19 protein-coding genes are annotated in these 20,839 nt (G+C 60.5%); 10 read left to right on the top strand and 9 right to left on the bottom strand.

Features of this window, described 5'->3' with window-relative positions:
* The first annotated feature begins 8 nt into the window (after positions 1-8).
* A complete protein-coding gene (locus FIU86_RS00095) occupies positions 9-1,460 on the top strand; it encodes a DegQ family serine endoprotease (protein ID WP_152476828.1) in 1,452 nt (483 codons plus the stop codon).
* Between the two features lie 71 nt (positions 1,461-1,531).
* On the opposite strand, the gene FIU86_RS00090 is transcribed toward FIU86_RS00095, so the two are convergent.
* The 4 genes from FIU86_RS00090 to rbfA all read right to left on the bottom strand — a co-directional run bounded on the left by FIU86_RS00090 (position 1,532) and on the right by rbfA (position 4,215).
* Positions 1,532-2,089, bottom strand: a complete 558-nt coding sequence (locus FIU86_RS00090) for a DUF1643 domain-containing protein (RefSeq protein WP_152473208.1) — start codon at positions 2,087-2,089, stop codon at positions 1,532-1,534.
* Positions 2,086-3,006, bottom strand: a complete 921-nt coding sequence (gene truB, locus FIU86_RS00085; protein WP_152473207.1) for a tRNA pseudouridine(55) synthase TruB — start codon at positions 3,004-3,006, stop codon at positions 2,086-2,088. The genes FIU86_RS00090 and truB overlap by 4 nt, the downstream gene beginning before the upstream one ends.
* 77 nt (positions 3,007-3,083) lie before the next feature.
* Positions 3,084-3,782, bottom strand: a complete 699-nt coding sequence (locus FIU86_RS00080) for a phosphodiester glycosidase family protein (protein WP_254703903.1) — start codon at positions 3,780-3,782, stop codon at positions 3,084-3,086.
* A gap of 37 nt (positions 3,783-3,819) precedes the next feature.
* Entirely contained in the window at positions 3,820-4,215 is a 396-nt protein-coding gene (gene rbfA / locus FIU86_RS00075) for a 30S ribosome-binding factor RbfA (RefSeq protein ID WP_152473205.1), read from the bottom strand.
* 84 nt (positions 4,216-4,299) lie between these two features.
* Here rbfA and dapB point away from each other — a divergent pair, with 84 nt between their 5' ends.
* The gene (gene dapB, locus FIU86_RS00070; RefSeq protein ID WP_152473204.1) at positions 4,300-5,118 is read left to right on the top strand and encodes a 4-hydroxy-tetrahydrodipicolinate reductase; all 819 of its coding nucleotides are present in this window, start codon (positions 4,300-4,302) and stop codon (positions 5,116-5,118) included.
* Between the two features lie 52 nt (positions 5,119-5,170).
* Complete coding sequence (locus tag FIU86_RS00065) at positions 5,171-5,524, top strand: dihydrodipicolinate reductase (RefSeq protein ID WP_152473203.1); 354 nt, start codon at positions 5,171-5,173, stop codon at positions 5,522-5,524.
* Between the two features lie 19 nt (positions 5,525-5,543).
* Here FIU86_RS00065 and FIU86_RS00060 read toward each other — a convergent pair whose 3' ends face one another.
* Positions 5,544-5,720, bottom strand: a complete 177-nt coding sequence (locus tag FIU86_RS00060; RefSeq protein WP_152473202.1) for a DUF1674 domain-containing protein — start codon at positions 5,718-5,720, stop codon at positions 5,544-5,546.
* Positions 5,721-5,787: 67 nt separating this feature from the next.
* On the opposite strand from FIU86_RS00060, the gene FIU86_RS00055 reads away from it, so the two are divergent.
* From FIU86_RS00055 to FIU86_RS00025, 7 genes are all read left to right on the top strand, one after another.
* Positions 5,788-7,053, top strand: coding sequence for an RsmB/NOP family class I SAM-dependent RNA methyltransferase (locus FIU86_RS00055; protein WP_152473201.1), 1,266 nt, complete (start codon positions 5,788-5,790; stop codon positions 7,051-7,053).
* 92 nt (positions 7,054-7,145) lie between these two features.
* A complete protein-coding gene (locus FIU86_RS00050) occupies positions 7,146-8,888 on the top strand; it encodes a heparinase II/III family protein (RefSeq protein WP_152476826.1) in 1,743 nt (580 codons plus the stop codon).
* Positions 8,889-8,922: 34 nt separating this feature from the next.
* The gene (purH, locus tag FIU86_RS00045; protein ID WP_152473200.1) at positions 8,923-10,512 is read left to right on the top strand and encodes a bifunctional phosphoribosylaminoimidazolecarboxamide formyltransferase/IMP cyclohydrolase; all 1,590 of its coding nucleotides are present in this window, start codon (positions 8,923-8,925) and stop codon (positions 10,510-10,512) included.
* Between the two features lie 54 nt (positions 10,513-10,566).
* Complete coding sequence (gene lspA / locus FIU86_RS00040) at positions 10,567-11,031, top strand: signal peptidase II (RefSeq protein ID WP_152473199.1); 465 nt, start codon at positions 10,567-10,569, stop codon at positions 11,029-11,031.
* Positions 11,032-11,081: 50 nt separating this feature from the next.
* A complete protein-coding gene (locus tag FIU86_RS00035) occupies positions 11,082-11,612 on the top strand; it encodes a DUF3035 domain-containing protein (RefSeq protein ID WP_152473198.1) in 531 nt (176 codons plus the stop codon).
* A 98-nt stretch (positions 11,613-11,710) separates the two neighbouring features.
* Positions 11,711-13,045 (top strand): pitrilysin family protein, encoded by a 1,335-nt coding sequence (locus FIU86_RS00030; RefSeq protein ID WP_152473197.1) that lies wholly within the window; start codon positions 11,711-11,713, stop codon positions 13,043-13,045.
* Positions 13,042-14,364, top strand: coding sequence for a pitrilysin family protein (locus FIU86_RS00025; protein WP_152473196.1), 1,323 nt, complete (start codon positions 13,042-13,044; stop codon positions 14,362-14,364). The genes FIU86_RS00030 and FIU86_RS00025 overlap by 4 nt, the downstream gene beginning before the upstream one ends.
* Before the next feature lie 66 nt (positions 14,365-14,430).
* Here FIU86_RS00025 and gyrB read toward each other — a convergent pair whose 3' ends face one another.
* The 4 genes from gyrB to dnaA form a co-directional block, all read right to left on the bottom strand.
* A complete protein-coding gene (gene gyrB, locus FIU86_RS00020) occupies positions 14,431-16,848 on the bottom strand; it encodes a DNA topoisomerase (ATP-hydrolyzing) subunit B (protein ID WP_152473195.1) in 2,418 nt (805 codons plus the stop codon).
* A gap of 154 nt (positions 16,849-17,002) precedes the next feature.
* On the bottom strand, positions 17,003-18,106 hold the full coding sequence (recF, locus tag FIU86_RS00015) for a DNA replication/repair protein RecF (RefSeq protein WP_152473194.1): 1,104 nt from the start codon (positions 18,104-18,106) through the stop codon (positions 17,003-17,005).
* 85 nt (positions 18,107-18,191) lie between these two features.
* The gene (dnaN, locus tag FIU86_RS00010; RefSeq protein ID WP_152473193.1) at positions 18,192-19,310 is read right to left on the bottom strand and encodes a DNA polymerase III subunit beta; all 1,119 of its coding nucleotides are present in this window, start codon (positions 19,308-19,310) and stop codon (positions 18,192-18,194) included.
* Positions 19,311-19,399: 89 nt separating this feature from the next.
* Positions 19,400-20,779, bottom strand: coding sequence for a chromosomal replication initiator protein DnaA (gene dnaA / locus FIU86_RS00005; RefSeq protein ID WP_152473192.1), 1,380 nt, complete (start codon positions 20,777-20,779; stop codon positions 19,400-19,402).
* Between the last annotated feature and the right edge of the window lie 60 nt (positions 20,780-20,839).

The raw sequence follows: 20,839 nt of genomic DNA, 5'->3' as shown, positions 1-20,839 counted from the left end.
CTCATCCTATGAATGCGCCAGCCGCGGTTCGCGCGCTCTGGCTTACGGCTTTGGCAATGGTTTTGGTCATCGCACAGTCGATCAGCGCCAACGCAAGACCCGAAAGCTTCGCCGACTTGGCTCAGAAAGTCAGTCCGGCTGTCGTAAACATCACCACCTCGACTGTTGTCGCTCAGGGCACCGGACCGTCACCCATTGTGCCTGAGGGCTCCCCGTTTGAGGACTTCTTCCGTGATTTCCAAGACCGGAACAATAATGGTGATCGACCTCGCCGGACGTCGGCATTGGGCTCGGGTTTCGTCATCTCGGAAGATGGCTACATCGTCACGAATAACCATGTGATCGAAACTGCCGATGAAATCATCATCGAGTTCTTTTCTGGCCGCGAACTTGAGGCAACCGTTATCGGCACCGACCCAAAAACGGACATCGCGCTGCTAAAGGTCGACGCGGACGAACCTCTGCCCTTCGTCAGCTTTGCCGACAGTGACACCGCCCGGGTCGGTGATTGGGTCATTGCGATGGGCAACCCGCTCGGCCAAGGCTTCTCTGTCTCGGCTGGCATCGTCTCGGCCCGGAATCGCGAGCTTTCCGGCACCTATGACGACTACATCCAGACGGATGCCGCAATCAACCGCGGTAACTCTGGCGGTCCGCTCTTCAACCTTGACGGCCAGGTCGTCGGTGTGAACACCGCAATTCTGTCGCCCAACGGTGGCTCGATCGGCATCGGCTTTTCGATGGCGTCCAACGTGGTCACACGCGTTGTCGATCAATTGCAGGAATTCGGCGAAACCCGCCGCGGCTGGCTCGGCGTCCGCATTCAGGATGTCACAGATGACGTGGCCGAGGCCATTGGCTTGGAAAAGGTTGCTGGCGCACTTGTAACAGACGTCCCAGAAGGCCCTGCAGAAGACGCCGGCATGAAGGCGGGCGATGTAATCACGCAGTTCGATGGTTTTGAAGTGGAAGATACCCGTGGCCTTGTCCGCCGGGTTGGCAACACCGCCGTTGGCAAGACCGTGCGCGTCGTCGTCTTCCGTGAAGGCAAGACCCAGACACTTCGCGTGACGCTTGGCCGTCGTGAGGCTGCAGAGGGTGTTGTTCCCGCGGCGCAACCGGGCGAACCCGAAGAGCCGTCGGAGACCGAGATCCTTGGTCTGACACTAACGCAGCTTGACGACGAACTGCGCAGCCAGCTGGAGCTTGATGACAATGCGAACGGCTTGGTTGTGTCGGATATCGACAACCTGTCCGAAGCCTACGAGAAAGGAATGCGTGCTGGTGACGTCATCACCGAAGCGGGCCAACAAAAGCTGTCCAGCATCTCTGACCTCGAGGCGCGGATCGAGGACGCTCGCGAGGCAGGTCGGAAATCTATCCTGCTTCTGGTGCGCCGCGCCGGTGAGCCACGCTTTGTCGCATTGTCGCTAGAAGAGCCCGAGGACGCTCCTGAGTGACCCGGACAGAATAATCGGAACTAAGAACGGGCGCTTTGTCGAAGCGCCCGTTTCCATTCTTGGGGCCGACCTTACGAAGGTGCCGGGAAATCCTTCAAGATGGTGTCCTTGCGCAGATAGAGCGGGTGCTTGGCCGATCCGTCCTTGTTCAATCCCAGGCATTTCAACGGTCGTCCCGTCGATGCGACAGCGGACACAGCCTTGTGGGTTAGATTTGCATAGCGCTGGTGAAGCTTGCCGTAGGCCATAACAACCAGCATTGCCTGCCGCGCCATGTCGACCAGCGCGGGAATGTTTGCGGCGCTGCACGCTATTGCGGGATCATGCGGAATATCCTTGGGCGAGGTCGCCCGCCAGTCCAGGATATTGCCCTTGAAATAGCGGGTGAAGCCCCAGTCATGGGCAAACATGAGTTCGCGGTGACAAGTCGGATCCGACGCTGCCGCGTCCGCGACCGAAGGGTTCATACCGACAAAGAGAACCGTCCGAGGTTCGGTCCCTTGTGGCGTCCAGTCCCGCGTCAGGGCTTGCCGGTATCGACCGCATTCAGAAAATTGTGCACCACCGACTACACCATCGGGCAGACGCAGCCGCACCTTTCCACCCGGGTCATGCGATTCTTGCGTCATTGCGACACCGGTCCTTGGTTGAAAACCCGGCTGGGATAAAGCTCCCCGCCCTTAATATGCCCCACTGCCACAGCTTGGCCTTTGAGCGCAGCCCAGCACTCGTCGCCATATTCGACGTCCGCTCCGATGACTGGCGCCGGGTTTCCGTGCCGAAGCCGCGCTGCGCTCATCTCGTTGCAGTTGACGCGCGGCAGATCACTCAGGCCCTCTTCCAGCGGTCGCAGATATTCGTCCAGCTTCAGATCGTGGGCCAGTGCCTCGACCTCCTGTATCGTCACGCCATGCTCAGCTCGAAAAGGCCCGGACCATACCCGGCGCAGCCAAGCGACATGTCCGTAACAGCCCAGCGCTTCGCCGAGGTCCCGCGCGATAGAGCGCACGTAGCCGCCTTTGCCACAGACCAGTTCTAGCTCGACCGTGTCGGCATCCGGCCGATCGGTCAGCAATAGTTGTTCCACCCATAGCGGACGCGCGGACACCTCGAAATCCTCGCCATCCCTGGCGCGTTTGTAGGCGCGTTCGCCGTCTATTTTCACGGCCGAGAACTTTGGCGGAACTTGCTGGATATCGCCCACAAAACCAGACAGCGCAGCCTTGACCTTATCGTCGCTCGGCCGCTGTCTGCTTTCGGAGATCACCTCACCTTCGGCATCGTCGGTATTGGTGGCCTGCCCCAGCCTCACGAGAAAGCGGTAACATTTCAGCGCGTCAGTGATGAACGGCACGGTTTTCGTCGCCTCGCCCAACGCGACGGCAAGCACGCCAGTCGCTTCGGGGTCCAATGTTCCGGCGTGGCCCGCTTTTTTCGCCTGAAAGGCCCAGCGCACCTTGTTGACAACCGCTGTCGAGGTGAGGCCCGCCGGTTTGTCTACGATCAACCAGCCCGAAATATCGCGTCCCTTGCGTTTGCGCCCCATGACTGTCTTGCCTCTGATGTGCGTAAAAGCAGCCGCCTATCGCGGCACCCTACGCAAGTCAACTGAACACTGCTGCGTCACTTGGCGACGACACCCACAATCGGCCCCATCGGAAAACCGCCATCGTGACGGCCCAACTGTGGCGCGTAAAGACGTGAGATGCTGCCATCGAAATAGAGCGCCTGAGGTGTTTTCAGAAGGTCGCGAAAAACACGCGCAAAAGTGTGAAAATTGACCTTGTCCTCCGAAATCACGAACCACACAGTGCGCCCGTCAGCCGAAGTGCCGACGCCATTGCGCACGTAAACGCTTTCACTGTTTTCAAGAAACCGTGGGTGAAGCCGACCGTCGATCACAAGCATCGGACCCGATTGGCTGGCAAAGCGACAAGCAGGCTTTTCGCGGTCAAAGCGTTGGGTCTCGAACACATCAGCCCGGTTGGCCTGCACGCAGAATACACCATTTGGCAATAATCCGAAATTGCCCGGACCGTCGCGTGTCACCAAGGGGTTCGTTTCCTTGCCTGCCTCAACATAATGGCCGACCGGGCTGCGATCCTGATGATACATGCCCGCATTCATCGCGAACAACAACTTTCCACCTGCGGCGCGCACCTGGCGCTCGACACTCGAGAAGCTGCCCAACGGCTCGCCTGTCATCGGATCGTTCAGGAATAGGCGCAGCTTTTCCCTTCCCACATCGACCTTGCAGGTCGTGTAGCGTGCGCCATCATAGCTGATCTGTTGGCACTCCACGGCGCTGGCGGCGCCTGCCATCAGCACTAGTGCGACGAGAACCCCGCGCCACACGGGATCAGCTCTCGACGTCGCGCCGCACGGCGTCCTGCGCGAACAGGCGTCGTGTCTCATCAAGCTGGTCGAAGGTTTCATCCAACCGGAACCTCAGTTCCGGAGCAAACTTCAGACCGACCTTCTTGCCAATGATCCTGCGTAACTCGCCTTTGTTGCGGCCCAGAAGCTCCAGCACGTCATCCTTGCCATGCCCACCAAGCGGAAGGACATAGGCCGTCGCAACCTTAAGGTCCGGAGAGGTTCGCACCTCGCCCACGGTAACCGATAGGCGGTTCAGGTCTGGATCGTGAATGTCGCCGCGCGCCAACACATCGGCTAGCGTCCTTCGGATTAATTCCCCGACACGCAACTGCCGCTGCGACGGCCCCGGCCCATCATGAAACTTGTTCTTTGCCATAACAAAGCATCTAAGCCCTGCGCTTGTCTTTGCCAAGCGATGATCACCGCGTTATGGAGTTCGCAAAGAAAAACGGAGAATGACATGACCGACCTGCCGGGGATCGTGGTAACCGGTGCCTCCGGGCGCATGGGCCGTATGCTGACCGAGATCGTGACGGCCTCGGAGCGCGCCCGGCTTGTCGGCGTGCTGGAACGGCCCGGTCACGCCTGGATCGGACAGGACGTTGGAGAAGCGATGGGCGGCGCGCCGACCGGCGTCATCGTCTCGGACGACCCGCTGGAGCAAGTCTCGCGAGCGCACGCAATTTTGGATTTTACTGCCCCGTCGGCAACGGTCGAGTTCGCGTCGCTTGCTGCACAGGCCCGCTGCGTCCATGTCATCGGCACGACCGGGCTTTCCGAAGAGGACCTGTCGAAAATCAATGCCGCCGGTCGCCATGCTACCATCGTCCGGGCCGGCAACATGAGCCTAGGCGTCAACCTCTTGGTGCAAATGACAAAGAAGGTCGCGGCCGCACTTGACGAGGATTACGATATTGAAGTCATCGAGGCCCATCACAACCAGAAGGTAGATGCCCCGTCGGGCACAGCCCTGATGCTCGGACAGGCCGCCGCTGACGGACGCGGTGTGTCACTTGAGCAGAATGCGGATCGGGGCCGCGATGGCATAACAGGCGCTCGCACGCGTGGTCATATCGGGTTCTCGGCTATTCGCGGTGGCGATATTGTGGGTGAACATGACGTAATGTTCGCCACGGCAGGGGAGCGTATCGTATTGCGTCACATCGCTTCTGACCGCGCGGTCTTCGCCCGCGGCGCACTTAAGGCCGCGTTGTGGGGGCAAGGGCGCAAACCCGGCGAATACGACATGCTCGACGTGTTGGGACTGAAAGAAAACTGATCCAATCGCTGCAGCTGCCCGTAGACAATGTTGTTTATAACGGGAGCCAAGAATGCGCCTGACTGTATTTGCGATTGTCGCCGCTATGGTTGGAGGATCTGCCATGGCGCAAGATTTCAACCAGATCGACGACAAGTCCGAGTTCCTGTCGGTGGTCGCCGACAAGAACCTCACCCGATTTGGCATCAACGTGACGGTAACGCCGTCGGGCCAGATTGAGGGTAAGGCGTTCGGCCGCCCCGTTACCGGCGCATGGCAATGGAAATCAGGATTCTTCTGCCGCGACCTCTATTGGGGTCAGCGCAACCTGGGGCCGAATTGCCAAGCTGTGCGTGTACAAGGATCTACCGTCCGGTTTATTTCGGATCAGGGTAACGGCGAATACGCCGATCTTCGGCTTCAGTAAATCTGAAGAACTGGTGTAGCTAAAAGTCGATTGCTATACCTTTCTTCTCCCAGTCGCCATAACGGACAGGTTCGGGTCCGTTACGCCCTCCCAGTTCCTTGGGCATTTCGATCTGCTCGGCAGCTTTGCGTCGCTCTTCTGCCTCCTCCAAAGCGCGCTTTGCTTCGGGCGGCAGGTCGTTGCGGTCATCCGTCATCGTCAGGCTTCCTTCGTCTGCGTGTGCCTGATATAGGCGCGTTCTGTTTAAAGACCAAGGAAGTCACATGCCCGCGCCAACTCCCCGCAGCACTGCCGTGGCCTTGCTCGACAAGGTGTTGGGCGAAGGCCGCCTGTTGACAGAACTCAACGCTCCGTTATCGCGCCTTGCCGCACCTGATCGCGCACGCGCCCTCAGGCTTGCCAGCGAGACGCTCCGCGGTATGGACCGCGCTGACCGGTTGCTGTCCCGTCAACTTCGCAAGACGCCGCAACTTCATGTTATGAACATCCTGCGTCTTGGCACTGTCGAGCTTTGCACAGGCGGCGATGCCCACGGCGTTGTAGATGAACTGGTCTCTCTGGTCGGCACGCATCCACGCTACAAACGCCTCCGGGGCCTCGTGAACGCAATCCTTAGACAGATGGCGGGTGACGCAGGCAAGCCTTGGAAAGACCTGCGCATACCCCGCCTGCCGGGTTGGCTGCGCGATCCGCTCTTATCGGCTTGGGGCAACGGCGCCGTCTCCGCGATGGAAAGATCGCATTTTCATGGCGCTCCGGTCGATTTAACCCTGAAACCGGACGAGGACCCAAGCCGATGGGCCGACCGCCTTGGCGCCACGGCCTTGCCCAACGGCTCGTTGCGTTTGTCGGATCCCGGCCAGATTTCAACCCTACCCGGATTTTCCGAAGGAGCGTGGTGGGTCCAAGACGCTGCCGCGGCACTGCCGGCGCGCATCCTAGCGCCAACGGCAGGCGAGCGCATACTCGACCTCTGCGCCGCACCGGGCGGCAAGACGCTGCAACTCGCCGCTGCGGGGGCCATGGTGACAGCGCTCGACATCTCAGACAAGCGCATGGAACGCGTCAGCGAAAACCTCGCCCGAACGAACCTTTCTGCTGAAATCGTTATTACCGACGGGCTAAGCTACCTAGGTGGTCCGTTCGACGCGATTCTGGTCGATGCGCCCTGTTCGGCGACCGGTACGATCCGCCGCCACCCCGATCTGCCCTATGCAAAGGATGGTTCGGAATTCAGTGCGCTGATCGCTTTGCAGACAAGGATGCTCGACCATGCGCTTACCCTTCTGGCTTCGGGCGGTCGACTGGTCTTTTGCACCTGCTCACTGCTACCCGACGAAGGCGAGGTTCAGGTGGAAGAGGCGTTGGCCCGCCACAGTGGCCTGCGCACCGACGCGTCTGCACTAGATCTGCCGGGAATCGACCCGGACTGGAAATCCGAAGAGGGTGGCCTGCGCCTGCGACCCGACTACTGGCCCGATCTTGGCGGCATGGACGGATTTTACATCGCCGTCTTGCGACAGGACTGACAACAGCGCGTGCGTTCCTCCGTGACTTGAGCCGCACAGCGCAGTATACTGGATCGACAACGCCACAAAGAGCGTGCCGAGGCCGGGATTCGATGTCGACACCCAAGCAAGATTTACCGCGCGTGACGCGGTTTCTGAACCGACTCGCTGCGCGTCGAGCAACATTCGGCGGCAGAGTAACAGCGTTCGTCTCCCAGCCCGACCCCCGCACCATCGGCAGTTTTGCGCGCGGCCGGCAGCTATGCGCCGGCAATTATCTCTTTTCGGGGCATCTTGTACGCGATCCCGGCAAGACGCCGTGGGACATCCCGCCCCCCGACACCGATTTCTCGCAAGAGGTGCATGGCTTTACCTGGCTGGATGACCTAGCGGCTGCCGGCGATGCCACAGCGCGTGCGTGTGCGCAGGACTGGCTGTGGCGCTGGATCAACCTTTACGGACGCGGACGCGGTCCCGGCTGGACACCGGACCTGACGGGTCGACGTGTCATTCGCTGGATCAACCATGCGATTTTTCTGCTGTCCGGCCGCACCCAGACGCAATCGGACGAGTTCCTGCGGTCATTGGCACAGCAGACGCAATTCCTTTCGCGCAGGTGGCGGGCCACGGCGCCAGGTCTGCCCCGGTTCGAAGCCTTGACCGGCCTTGTCTATGCCGGCCTCTCGCTTGAAGGATTGTCAGCCCATGTCGGGCCCGCGTCGGCGGCATTGGCTCGAGAATGCGCTCGTCAGGTGGATGAACAGGGCGGCCTACCCACGCGCAACCCCGAAGAACTGCTTGAGGTGTTCACCTTGCTGACATGGGCGGCCGAAACCCTGACTGCGGCCGGGCAAAGCCCTATGCCGGCGCATTGGTCCGCGATCGAGCGGATCAGTCCCACGCTGCGCACGCTGCGCCACGCGGACGGCGGACTGGCGCGTTTTCATGGCGGGGGGCGCGGGCTCGACGGGCGGCTGGATGCCGCGCTTGCGGCGAGCAATATCAAGGGCCGCCACGCCAATGGCCTGTCGATGGGGTTCGCGCGGCTGAGTGCCGGACGCAGTTCTCTTATTGTGGACGCGGCCTTACCACCGGAAGGCAAGGCCTCGGGCGGCGCGCATGCCTCGACCCTGGCGTTCGAATTGACGGCCGGACGCCGGCCGTTGATTGTCAATTGCGGTGCCGGTGCCAGTTTCGGCGCTGCGTGGCGACGCGCCGGACGGGCCACGCCTTCGCATTCCACGCTGGTCCTGAATGGTCACTCCAGCAGTCGGCTCGGCAAAGCCCCGCACAAGCAAGGCTTGCTGGTCGACGGCCCGTCGGACGTGCCGATCCGTGTAAACCACGCGCCCGATGGCCTGACGTTCGAGGGCGGGCACGATGGCTATGTCAAAGGGTATGGCCTGAACCATGTGAGAAAGCTCGAAATGACGTTCGACGGCCGTGGGATAGCGGGGGAAGACATGCTGCTTGCCTTGGAGGATTCCGACAAAAGGCGGTTTGACCGCGTTCTCGATACGATCAAGTTGCGCGGCATTCCCTTCGACATCCGGTTTCATCTGCATCCCGATGTCGATGTCTCTGTCGACATGGGCGGAACTGCTGTCTCCATGGCGCTGAAAAGCGGAGAAATCTGGATCTTTCGAGGAGACGGGACCACCAGCCTTTGCGTCGAAACAAGCGTTTACCTTGAAACGGGCCGTCTAAAACCACGTGCGACCAAACAAATCGTTCTATCCGGTCGCGCGATGGAGTATGCGACCCGCACGAGGTGGTCGCTGGCGAAGCCACAGGACTCTCCGATCGGGGTACGCGATCTGGCAGAGGACGGGCAGACGCCGGTGGCTCTCAGTTGAACAGACCAAGACTGCCACAAGGAACAGATTCCCCATGATCGATCTTGCCCCCGTGCGTCGCGCACTTCTTTCCGTATCCGACAAGACCGGCTTGGTCGATCTGGGCAAGGCTCTTGCCGAACGCAATGTCGAGTTGCTCTCAACCGGCGGAAGCGCCAAGACTCTGCGGGACGCCGGGCTTGACGTGAAAGACGTGGCCGAGGTCACGGGATTTCCAGAGATGATGGATGGACGCGTCAAGACGTTGCACCCGATGGTACATGGCGGATTGCTGGCGCTGCGCGATAATGACGACCACGTGGCGGCTATGGACCAGCACGGCATCGGCGCCATCGATCTGCTGGTGGTCAACCTCTACCCGTTTGAGGAAACCGTCGCCAAGGGCGCGGGCTATGACACCTGCATCGAGAATATAGACATCGGCGGTCCGGCCATGATCCGCGCTGCGGCCAAGAACCACGCCTTCGTCAATGTCGTCGTGGACGTCGAGGATTACGAGGCGCTGCTGGCCGAGCTTAACGTTAACGACGGTCAAACCACCTATGCCTTTCGTCAGAAACTCGCGCTCAATGCCTATGCCCGCACCGGCGCCTATGACGCGGCTGTCTCTGGCTGGATGGCCAAGGCGCTTGGGGAAACCGCGCCGCGCCGCCGCGCGGTCGCCGGAGAACTGGCGCAAACCCTGCGCTACGGCGAGAACCCGCACCAGGCGGCGGCGTTCTACACTGACGGTTCCGCCCGCGCCGGCGTCGCTACCGCGCATCAGGTGCAGGGCAAGGAGTTGAGTTACAATAACATCAACGACACCGACGCCGCGTTCGAGCTGGTCAGCGAATTCGCCGCCTCGAGCGGGCCCGCCTGCGCGATCATCAAGCACGCCAACCCCTGCGGCGTGGCCCGCGCGGACACGCTCAAAGAGGCTTACATCCGAGCCTTCGACTGCGACCGCACTTCGGCCTTCGGCGGCATCATCGCGCTCAACCAACCGCTCGACGCGGCAACGGCGGAAGAAATCGCCGGCATCTTCACCGAAGTCGTGATCGCCCCCGGCGCCGACGAAGCAGCTATGAAGATCTTCGCGACGAAAAAGAACCTGCGCCTGCTCACCACTGACGGGCTCGCCGATCCGGCAGAGGCCGCGCTGATGCTCAAGCAGGTTTCCGGCGGTTACCTTGTGCAGGACAAGGACAGCGGGCAGGTGTCTGCCGATGATCTCAAGGTCGTAACCAAACGTGCGCCGACCGATCAGGAAATGGCCGATATGCAGTTTGCCTGGAAAGTGGCCAAGCACGTGAAATCGAATGCCATTGTTTATGTCAATAACGGCGCTACCGTGGGCGTGGGCGCGGGCCAGATGAGCCGCGTCGACAGCTGCCGCATCGCCGCCCGTAAAGCGCAGGACATGGCCGCCGAACTGGGCCTCTCCGCACCACTGACCCAAGGTAGCGTGGTCGCCTCCGACGCTTTCTTCCCCTTTCCCGATGGCTTGCTGACCGCCGCCGAGGCCGGTGCGACTGCGGTCATCCAACCCGGCGGTTCAATGCGCGACGATGAGGTCATAGCCGCCGCCGACAAGGCTGGGCTGGCCATGGTCTTGACCGGTATGCGCCATTTCCGGCACTAAGAGCCGGACAGAAAAACGGGCGGCGGGTAAAACCTGACCCATAAGGAGAGCAGTATGCGCACCGTAGTCTGGGTGGCCAGTGTCATCTTCGTGCTGGATCAGATCACGAAATACTGGGTTGTACAGGTGCTCGACCTCAAGCGTGTCCTGTCGATCGAGGTTTTCCCGCCTTACCTAAACCTTGAGATGGCGTGGAATACCGGGATCAACTTTGGCGCCTTTGCCGGAGCCAACCCATGGATCTGGATCGTTGTCGCGCTTGTGATTGTCGGCGCTGTTCTGTGGTGGGTCTGGACAGATCCGCATGGCCGATGGCAGCAGATATCGGCGGGGCTTCTGGTAGGCGGAGCCCTCGGCAACGTCATTGACCGTCTGATCTATGGCGCAGTTGCGGATTTCCTGAATATGTCGTGCTGTGGATTCAACAACCCGACCTCTTTCAACGTGGCTGATATCGCGGTTTTCATAGGCGCCTTCGGCATGGTAATCTTTAGCAGCGACAGCAAAAAGGCAGCGTGACGTTTCCGGCCGAATGCGGTAAGGCTGACGGGACGAGGCAGGAGTGGGCAATGAAACTTCGGGCGATTTTGATCTTGGTCCTTGCAATGGCGGTCTCCGCCTGCGGTGGGCGCGACAGGGATATCACGCTTTCGCGGATCAAGAACACGGGCAATGGCCCCGAGGAGTTCAACATCGTCCCTGGAAAGCCGCTTCAAGCCCCCGAAAGCTACCGCGCCTTGCCGGCACCCACACCGGGAGGCACCAATATCACCGACCCGACCCCAAAAGGTGACAGCGTCGCCGCGCTCGGCGGCAACCCCGGCGCCCTTGCCAATACCGGGATCGGACGAAGAGATGGCGGACTGGTCAACTATGCCAACCGCTTTGGCGTGGTACCCGGCATCCGTCAGACCCTTGCCCGAGAGGACGTAGAAATCCGCCGTAAGCGTGGCCGGGTCAATATCCTTAACATTGGCAGGAACGACGACTACAATCTTGCCTACAGGCGCCAATGGCTTGACTCAAAAGCCGAGGCGACCCGCCTACGCCGGGTTGGTGTTCCGACACCGTCATACCCGCCAGAGGGTAGACGCCGCTGACCCCTATCGCGTGCTCACAACAAGGTCAGAACGGTTGAATAGCACGGTGCGCAGCGTATTTACTGTCCAATGTAATCGCTGACCGCGGGGAGATTTTCATGCGCAATTGGCTAGCCGGCCTGTGCCTTTCAATAGCTTGTGCGACTTCAGCTTTGGCTGATGACATGGTGACCAGCTTTACACTGAAGAACGGCATGGACGTCATTGTGATCGAGGATCACCGCGCGCCAGTCGTTGTTCATATGGTGTGGTATCGAGCCGGCTCCGCCGACGAAAAAGCCGGCGTTTCAGGCGTGGCACATTTCCTTGAGCACCTTCTCTTCAAAGGCACTGAAAATATGGCGCCTGGCGAGTTTTCTTCCACCGTCGCGCGCAATGGCGGCTCCGACAATGCATTTACCAGTTACGATTACACAGCCTATTTTCAGCGTGTCGCCGCCGATCGTCTTGAGTTGATGATGCAGATGGAGAGTGATCGCATGGTCAACCTCAAGCTGGACGAGGAAGACATCCTGACCGAGCGCGACGTGATCATCGAAGAGCGCAACCAGCGCATCGAGAACAACCCGTCTGCCCTTTTCCGCGAGCAACAGTGGGCGGCGCAGTATCTCAATCACCGCTACGGTGTACCGATCATCGGCTGGCAGCACGAGATGGTCGATCTGTCGCTTGCCGACGCGTTGGACTACTACGAAACCTACTACGCTCCCAACAACGCTATCCTGGTCGTGGCAGGCGATGTCACACCTGACGAGGTGCGATCGCTCGCCGAAAAATACTACGAGCCTATTCCGGCCAACCCGGACTTGCCAGAACGTAAACGGCCGCAGGAACCGCGTCAGACGGCAGAGCGCCGAGTGTACTATGAAGATTCCCGTGTGGCGCAGCCGTATCTGCAACGGTCGTATCTGGCACCGGAACGCGATTCCGGCGATCAGGAGACTGCGGCGGCCCTGACCATACTGGCCGACGTTCTGGGCGAAGGAACAACGTCGATCCTGACCGACAAGCTTCAGTTCGATACGCGCACGGCCGTTTATACCGGGGCCTATTACGGGGGCACTTCGCTTGACGACACGACGTTCAATCTGACCGTTGTGCCAGCGCCGGGGTTTACGCTTGAACAGGCAGAAACCGCGATGGATGAGGTGATTGAAGATTTCCTTGAGGAGGGTTTGGACGCCGAACGCCTAGAGAGGATCAAGACCCGTATTCGCGCCTCGGAAATCTACGCGCGTGACGATGTCAGCTCGATTGCCAACCGCTATGGCAGAGGCCTGACGCAAGGGCTGACGGTCGAAGATATCCAAGCTTGGCCCGATATTCTTCAGGCCGTCACTGAAGAGGACATCATGACCGCCGCACGAGAGCTTTTCGCTCAAGACAACAACTCCGTCACCGGCTACATCTCTGCCAAGGAAGTGACCCAATGACCCGTCTTGCCACGTTCATATTTTCCGCCGTCATCCTTTTGGCGGCGCTTCCGGCCCGCGCCGAAGTCGAAATTGAGGAGATCACGACGCCCGGTGGCGTCGATGCCTGGCTGGTCGAGGATCACTCGATTCCGTTCGTCGCTCTTGAGCTGCGCTTTCGGGGCGGGACGTCTCTGGATGCACCGGGCAAACGCGGCGCGGTCAACTTGATGACAGGTCTTCTGGAAGAAGGCGCCGGTGACTTGGATGCACGCGCCTTCTCGCGCGCAACCGACACGCTGGCCGCGTCATTTTCATATGACGCCGGTCCGGACTCGCTAGGCGTATCGGCCCGGTTTCTGACTGAAAATCGGGACGAGTCGGTGGCGCTTCTGAAAGACACGCTCGTCAATCCCCGCTTCGACGATGAGGCGATCGAGCGGGTCCGGGCACAGGTGGTCTCCATCATTCGATCGGACTCGAAAGACCCGCAGGAAATCGCCAGCGCGAGCTTCGCCTCGCTGGTCTATGGGGATCACCCGTATGGCAGCGATGAGAATGGCACCGTAGAATCCGTCACTGCGCTGACCCGCGAAGATATTATCGCTGCGCACGCGGATACCATCGCGCGTGATCGGCTCTACGTTAGTGCCGTCGGCGACATCACACCCGACGAACTGTCCTCTCTGCTTGATACGCTTCTCTCGGACCTTCCGGAAAAAGGGGCGCCCCTTCCCGAGGATGCAACGCTCAACCTGCCGGGCGGAATCAAGGTTGTGAGCTATGACACGCCGCAATCGGTCGCGCTTTTCGCACAGCCCGGCCTGGAGCGCGAGCACCCGGATTTCTTTGCGGCGTTCGTGCTGAATCACATCCTCGGCGGCGGTGGTTTCGAAAGCCGGCTAATGACCGAGGTACGCGAGAAACGCGGCCTGACCTACGGGGTGTATTCCTATCTCGCGGACCGTGACGATGCCCAGGTTTGGATGGGCAGCGTGGCTTCCGCCAATGATCGTGTAGCCGAGGCGGTCGAAGTCATTTTCACGGAATGGAAGCGCATTCGCGAGAATGGTGTTACTCAAGAAGAATTGGACGATGCCAAGACTTACCTTACCGGCGCCTACCCGCTTCGCTTTGACGGCAATGCAACAATCGCCAACATCGCGGTCGGTATGCAGATGGACGGGTTAGGAACCGATTACATCGCCAACCGCAATGACATGGTCAATGCTGTCAGTCTGGAGGATATTAATCGCGTCGCCCGCGAATGGCTTGATCCAGAGAAGCTGACATTCGTCGTTACAGGCCAACCTGAAGGGCTGACAGGCACGATCAATTGAACAATGGAACGGCTGATCAGCCCCACCTGTAGGACCGAGCATGATTGTGCGCGATCCTACACGCTGTTAGAAATCCAGGTTCTCCACGCTTAGCGCGTTCTGCTGGATAAACTCACGACGGGGCTCCACCACGTCACCCATCAGCTTGGTAAAGAGGTCGTCGGCTTCGGCCACGTCATCGACCTTTACTTGTAACAACGTGCGCGCCTCTGGGTCCAACGTCGTTTCCCAGAGTTGATCGGGGTTCATCTCTCCCAATCCTTTGTAGCGTTGAAGAGCAAGACCTTTTTCACCTTCCTTGAGGATTGCTTCAAGCAGGTCTAGAGGTCCATAGATCGACTGCGATCGGTCCTTACGGTGCAGGGTTGCCGGCTCATTGTAGATTTCGCGTAGTCCTTTGGTAAATTGCCCCAGACGCTTTGCCTCTCCACCGCGCAGGATCGGGCCATCGAGAGTCCGCACCTCTTCGACGCCGCGCAGGATGCGCGTGAGGCGAATACCATGATCTTGGGTTTGCCGGCCCTGCCAACCCCGCTCGTACTCAAGGGCAATCAGGTCCAGACGCTTCGCCACACTGTCGGCGACCGACTGGATATCAGCATCCGCACGCCCTGGCTCGAACGCTTCGGCAATCGCGGCCTGTTCCAGAATATGCCGCGGATAATGCGTCGGAAACGCCTCAAGGATGCGACTTGTCTGACGCGCTTCCTCAACCACGCGGACGAGGTCTTGTCCGGTGATATCCTCGCCCGAACCAAGCCGCAACACGGCGTCCTCCGTGCCTTGCGCGATCAGGTAGTCCTCCAGCGCCGGCGTGTCCTTCAAGTACACCTCGGACTTGCCGCGGCTGACCTTGAACAGTGGCGGCTGCGCAATATACAAGTATCCGCCTTCGATCAATTCCGGCATCTGCCGGTAGAAGAAAGTCAGCAGCAATGTCCGAATGTGGGCGCCGTCTACGTCGGCGTCCGTCATGATGACAATCTTGTGGTATCGCAGCTTCGCGATGTTGAATTCGTCGCGCCCGATACCAGTACCCAGCGCCATGACTAGGTTGCCGATTTCCTGGCTCGATAGCATCCGGTCAAACCGGGCCCGCTCCACATTCAGGATCTTGCCGCGCAGTGGCAGGACCGCCTGCGTCGACCGGTCTCGCCCCGTCTGAGCCGAGCCGCCGGCGCTGTCGCCCTCGACAAGAAACAGCTCTGTCTTGGATGGGTCCTTCTCGGAGCAGTCTTTCAGTTTGCCGGCCAGGTAGTTCACGTCGAGCGCAGTTTTTCGCCGCGTCAGCTCTCGCGCCTTGCGTGCCGCCTCGCGCGCCATGGCCGCTTCCATAATCTTGCCGACGATCATCTTGGCCTCGTTCGGGTTTTCCTCGAACCATTCGGACAGCTTTTCGTTAACCAAGCTCTCGACCGCCGGGCGCACCTCGGAACTCACCAGCTTGTCCTTGGTCTGACTGGAGAATTTCGGGTCCGGAACCTTGACAGACAACACACACGTCAGCCCCTCGCGGGCGTCGTCCCCGGTAAAAGTGACCTTTTCCTTCTTCGCGATCCCGCTTTCGGCAGCGTATTTTTGCAATACACGGGTCAGCGCGCCTCGAAAACCTGCAAGATGCGTGCCTCCGTCTCGCTGGGGGATATTGTTGGTGAACGGCAGTACCGTCTCGTGATAGCTGTCGTTCCACCACATCGCCACCTCGACGCCGATGTCGTCCCGCTCGCCGGTCACGAAGATCGGATCGGTCATGAGCGGCGATTTGCTGCGGTCGAGGTAGCGTACGAACTCCTGCACACCACCATCGTAATGCAGTTCTGTTTCCAGCGGCTCGGCAGGCCGCTCGTCGCGCAGGATGATGCGCACACCGGAGTTCAGAAACGCAAGTTCGCGCAGGCGTTTCTCCAGTGTTTCAAAGCTGTACTCGAGATTAGAGAACGTATCGAGTGATGCGAGGAACCGTACTTCGGTACCGCGCTTGCCGGCCGCGTCACCGACCACCTCCAAATGCTTGGCGGTCTCGCCACGCTCGAAACGCGCGACGTGCTCCTTGCCGGCCCGCCAGACGCGCAATTCCAGCCAATCCGACAGGGCATTTACCACCGACACGCCGACGCCATGCAAGCCACCGGAAACCTTGTAGGAATTGCTGTCGAATTTCCCGCCAGCATGAAGTTGGGTCATGATGACCTCAGCCGCCGACACGCCCTCTTCCTCGTGCATTTCCACAGGAATGCCACGGCCATTATCGCTGACCGATATCGAACTATCCTTGTGAATACAGACAGTTACATGGTCTGCGTGGCCGGCGAGGGCCTCGTCGATACCATTGTCGACAACCTCGTAGACCATGTGATGCAAGCCCGACCCGTCGTCGGTGTCGCCGATATACATGCCAGGACGCTTGCGAACTGCTTCCAACCCCTTGAGAACCTTGATGGATTCTGCACCATACTCTTCGGGGGACGCGGCGGGTTCTGCCATGCAGATTATCCTTCGTTCAGTTTCGTATTTTATACGATTCTCAACGAGGAATGTCACGCGATAGACACAAGATTTTGTGTTTGACGATCAGCATCTTAATATCGGTATCGCGTCGGTATTCGGGTCGCATCGCGTCGGTGTCATTTTCCCGATTTCAGCGCGCAGTCACGACCGAGGCCGCATCGTCCTCCGTCACCTCGAAAACCTGCGCACGCTCACCCAGTTCAGAGAACAGCTCTGGCCCCGTTCCCGTCATCCACGCCTGCGCCCCCAAGGCACAGACCTCGTTGTAAAGTGCCGCGCGCCGTTCCGCGTCCAGGTGCGCCGCGACCTCGTCCAAGAGCAGGATCGGTGGTGCGCCAAAGTCGCGGGCCAGCGCCCGCCCGTTCGCGAGGATCAGCGACACAAGCAGCGCCTTCTGTTCGCCGGTCGAGCAGTCCGCAGCCGGAACCGCCTTGGCCGCGTAGACGCCGTAGAGGTCCGCCCGGTGCGGCCCGACAAGCGTTCGCCCGACGGCGATATCGCGAAAACGGCTTTCGGACAGGGCATCGCGGAAATCGGACTCGGTGCCGGGCATCTCCCCTTCGGTCATGGTCAGCTCCAGCTCCGCGACCGGGAACGCGGTCTCGGCCTGCGCCTGCGCCACGGCCAGTTGGTCCAGCGCGGCGACGCGGTTCGCGTGGATCGCAGTCCCGGCCTCGGCCATCTGCCGCTCCAGCGCCACGTACCAATGCCCGTCCCGCACCTGGTCTTTCAGCAGGCGGTTGCGTTCGCGCATGGCCTTCTCGTAGGCCAACGTCGACTCGGCATGGGAGGGCACGAAACTCAGCGTCATGCGGTCCAGAAACCGCCGCCGTCCCTCGGCCCCCTCGATCCACAACCGGTCCATGGACGGGATCAGCCACAGCACCCGTGCGACGCGCCCCAGCGCCACCTGCGACGCCGCCTTGCCGTCGATCCGCAATTGCCGCGCACCGCCCTCTTCGGACCAAGTCTCGATCTCGTGGACTTGGTGCATCGATCGCAACACGCCGGTCAGCTTCCAGCCGATCGCGTCCGGCCGCCGTGCCATGTCCTGCGCCGCGGCCCGGCGCAAACCGCGTCCGGGTGAGAAGAGCGAGACCGCTTCAAGAATATTGGTCTTGCCCGCCCCATTCGGACCGTAGAGCGCGACGGGGCGCGCGTCCGCCTCGATCCGCACGCCCTTGTGCGACCGGAAATGCGACAGGCTGAGCGATGACAGGTAAAAACCGGTCATTCAGAGCACCACGTTTTCTTGAAAGAAAGCGGCACGGAAAATTCAAATTTTCCGATCCGGAATTTTTGAAAAATTCCGGCCCGCGTCACACGCGCATCGGCATCACGACATAGACCGCCGAGGTGTCATTGCCTTCGCGCATCAGCGTGGGATCGCCCGAGGAATTGAACATGAAGACGGCGTTTTCACGATCGACCTGGCTGGCGATTTCCAGCAGGTACTTGGCGTTGAAGCCGATTTCCAGCCGCTCGTCGCCATAGGCCACGGCCAGTTCTTCCTCGGCCGCACCACTGTCGGGCGCATTCACCGACAGGATCAGGCGGTCCTCGTCCAGCGCCAGCTTCACCGCGCGGGAGCGCTCGGAACTGACGGTGGCGACACGGTCGACGGCCTGGGCGAACTCGCTGGCGTCGACCTCCATCTTGCGGGTGTTGCCCTGCGGAATGACGCGCGTGTAATCGGGGAACGTGCCGTCGATCACCTTGGAAGTGAGCGTGATATTGGGCGTGGCAAAGCGCACCTTGGTTTCGCTGACAGACACCGCGATGGCCATGTCATCATCGTCCAGAAGTTTGCGCAGCTCGCCTACGGTCTTGCGCGGAACAATCACGCCCGGCATGTCCTCGGCGCCGTCGGGCAGGTCGGCGTCGACCCGGGCCAGCCGGTGACCGTCGGTCGCCACGCAGCGCAGCACCTTGCCGCCTTCGGCGTCCGAGACGTGCATGTAGACACCGTTGAGGTAATAGCGCGTTTCTTCCGTCGAGATCGCGAATTTCGACTTGTCGAAGAGCCTGCGCAGCACCGGCGCCTTGGCCGAGAAGTTACTGGAGTATTCCGACGACGCCATGACCGGGAAATCTTCCTTGGGCAGGGTCGCCAGAGAGAAGTTCGAGCGTCCCGCCTCGACGGTCAGGCGCCCTGAGGCACCATCGTCGGTCAGCGTCACCAGCGCCCCGTCGGGCAGCTTGCGCACGATCTCGTGCAGGGTCACGGCGGAAACGGTCGTGGCGCCCGCGCGCTCGACCTGGGCCGGGGCCTTGTCGACGACCTCGATATCCAGATCCGTGGCGCGGAAATGCACCGCGTCGCCCTCGGCCTCGATCAGCACGTTGGCGAGGATCGGAATCGTGTTGCGCCGTTCGACGACGGACTGGGCCTGCGAGACCGCTTTGAGCAGCGTTCCGCGTTCGATGCTGAGTTTCATGCCCTCGCTCCCTGCGTGCGTGCCTCTGACGGGCACCGGGACCGGCACGTTAGCAAGTTTCGCCTTATGCTCAAGCCTTTTATTGCCCGTCAGCCCTCGAGCGCGCGGCGCAGAATCTTGAGGTCTTCGGCAAGCTGTCCGTCCTGCGCGCTGAGCTCTTCGATCCGGCGCACGCCATGCATCACCGTGGTATGATCCCGACCGCCGAAGCGCCGGCCGATCTCGGGCAGGGAGCGAGAGGTCAGTTGCTTGCAGAGAAACATCGCAATCTGTCTGGGGCGGGCAAAGGTGCGCACGCGCTTGGGTCCGATCATGTCGCTGAGGCGGATGTTGAAATGCTCGGAAACGTGGCGTTGGATCTCTTCGATCGAGACTTTGCGTTCAGACGCGCGCAGGATGTCGGCAAGACAATCCTGGGCCAGTTCCATCGTGATCTGGTGCCCGACCAGCGAGGCAAAGGCGTAAAGCCGGGTCAGCGCGCCTTCGAGCACACGCACGTTGGTCGAGATGCGATGCGCGAGGAATTCCAGCACCCCATCGGCCATTTCAAGGCTGGGGTATTGTTCGGCAAAGCGATCCGCCTTGGATTGCAGGATGCCGAGGCGGAGTTCGTAGTCGGTGGGATGCAGATCCACCACCAGGCCGCATTGCAGGCGCGACTTGATGCGCTCTTCGAGGTTTTCGATCTCGCCCGGGGCGCGGTCGGCAGAAATGACGATCTGCTTGTTCTGATCCACGAGCGCGTTGAACGTGTGAAAGAATTCTTCCTGCGTACTGTCCTTGCCGGCGATGAACTGGACATCGTCGACCATCAGCACGTCGACCGAGCGGAAAAGCTCCTTGAAATCCATCATGCGGCGGTCACGCAAAGCCTGCACAAAACGGTACATGAACTGCTCTGCGGACAGGTAGAGCACGTTCAGCTCTGGCTGCGCGGCCTGAAGCTCCCACGCGATGGCATGCATGAGGTGTGTCTTACCAAGGCCGACGCCGCCATACAGGAAAAGCGGGTTAAAGGTGACCGGGCCACCCTCGGCCACACGCTTGGCCGCGGCGTGCGCCAGTTCGTTGGGCTTGCCGACGACGAAACGATCGAAGGTAAAGCGCTCATCCAGCGGCGCGGAAGACAGCACGTCGTCGGGCAAACGGCGCGCCGGAGCCGCGGAGGCCGTGGCGTTCGTTGTTTGCGGTGCGTTGGTTGCGGTCGCTGGCGGCTTCTGGGAGGAATTCGCCGCGACCTGAAAATCGATCCGGCGGATCGAGGGGGCGTAGCCGTTTACCTTGAACAGGATCAGCTCGCCGAAATTGCGGGACACATAGTTGCCCTGGAAGGTCGTCGGAACCTTGAAGGTCACCACGTCATCGTTGATCGCCGTCAGCTCCAGCGGCTCGATCCAGTTGGTGAAGTTGTTCTTGCCGATTGTCTTCAGCAGATCTTGTTTGATTTGGCCCCATTGATCACTTGTCATTTTTATCCCGTTCCGCGGTCTTATCGTTTCCATCCAGCACGCCCCCCATGATTGGCACAC

Origin of the sequence: Roseovarius sp. THAF9 (genome assembly GCF_009363715.1) — a bacterium.
In the GTDB taxonomy this organism is placed as follows: Bacteria; Pseudomonadota; Alphaproteobacteria; order Rhodobacterales; family Rhodobacteraceae; genus Roseovarius.
This window is presented reverse-complemented; position numbering and strand designations above follow the sequence as displayed.

Excerpts from the sequence above, each read along its gene's own strand:
- FIU86_RS00035 (WP_152473198.1), top strand. The coding sequence starts at position 11,082 with ATGAAACTTCGGGCGATTTTGATCTTGGTCCTTGCAATGGCGGTCTCC.
- FIU86_RS00050 (WP_152476826.1), top strand. The coding sequence starts at position 7,146 with ATGTCGACACCCAAGCAAGATTTACCGCGCGTGACGCGGTTTCTGAAC.
- FIU86_RS00030 (WP_152473197.1), top strand. The coding sequence starts at position 11,711 with ATGCGCAATTGGCTAGCCGGCCTGTGCCTTTCAATAGCTTGTGCGACT.
- FIU86_RS00060 (WP_152473202.1), bottom strand. The coding sequence starts at position 5,720 with ATGACGGATGACCGCAACGACCTGCCGCCCGAAGCAAAGCGCGCTTTG.
- rbfA (WP_152473205.1), bottom strand. The coding sequence starts at position 4,215 with ATGGCAAAGAACAAGTTTCATGATGGGCCGGGGCCGTCGCAGCGGCAG.
- FIU86_RS00055 (WP_152473201.1), top strand. The coding sequence starts at position 5,788 with ATGCCCGCGCCAACTCCCCGCAGCACTGCCGTGGCCTTGCTCGACAAG.
- FIU86_RS00095 (WP_152476828.1), top strand. The coding sequence starts at position 9 with ATGAATGCGCCAGCCGCGGTTCGCGCGCTCTGGCTTACGGCTTTGGCA.
- recF (WP_152473194.1), bottom strand. The coding sequence starts at position 18,106 with ATGACCGGTTTTTACCTGTCATCGCTCAGCCTGTCGCATTTCCGGTCG.
- lspA (WP_152473199.1), top strand. The coding sequence starts at position 10,567 with ATGCGCACCGTAGTCTGGGTGGCCAGTGTCATCTTCGTGCTGGATCAG.
- FIU86_RS00025 (WP_152473196.1), top strand. The coding sequence starts at position 13,042 with ATGACCCGTCTTGCCACGTTCATATTTTCCGCCGTCATCCTTTTGGCG.
- gyrB (WP_152473195.1), bottom strand. The coding sequence starts at position 16,848 with ATGGCAGAACCCGCCGCGTCCCCCGAAGAGTATGGTGCAGAATCCATC.
- truB (WP_152473207.1), bottom strand. The coding sequence starts at position 3,006 with ATGGGGCGCAAACGCAAGGGACGCGATATTTCGGGCTGGTTGATCGTA.
- dnaA (WP_152473192.1), bottom strand. The coding sequence starts at position 20,779 with ATGACAAGTGATCAATGGGGCCAAATCAAACAAGATCTGCTGAAGACA.
- purH (WP_152473200.1), top strand. The coding sequence starts at position 8,923 with ATGATCGATCTTGCCCCCGTGCGTCGCGCACTTCTTTCCGTATCCGAC.
- FIU86_RS00080 (WP_254703903.1), bottom strand. The coding sequence starts at position 3,782 with ATGGCAGGCGCCGCCAGCGCCGTGGAGTGCCAACAGATCAGCTATGAT.
- FIU86_RS00090 (WP_152473208.1), bottom strand. The coding sequence starts at position 2,089 with ATGACGCAAGAATCGCATGACCCGGGTGGAAAGGTGCGGCTGCGTCTG.
- FIU86_RS00065 (WP_152473203.1), top strand. The coding sequence starts at position 5,171 with ATGCGCCTGACTGTATTTGCGATTGTCGCCGCTATGGTTGGAGGATCT.
- dapB (WP_152473204.1), top strand. The coding sequence starts at position 4,300 with ATGACCGACCTGCCGGGGATCGTGGTAACCGGTGCCTCCGGGCGCATG.
- dnaN (WP_152473193.1), bottom strand. The coding sequence starts at position 19,310 with ATGAAACTCAGCATCGAACGCGGAACGCTGCTCAAAGCGGTCTCGCAG.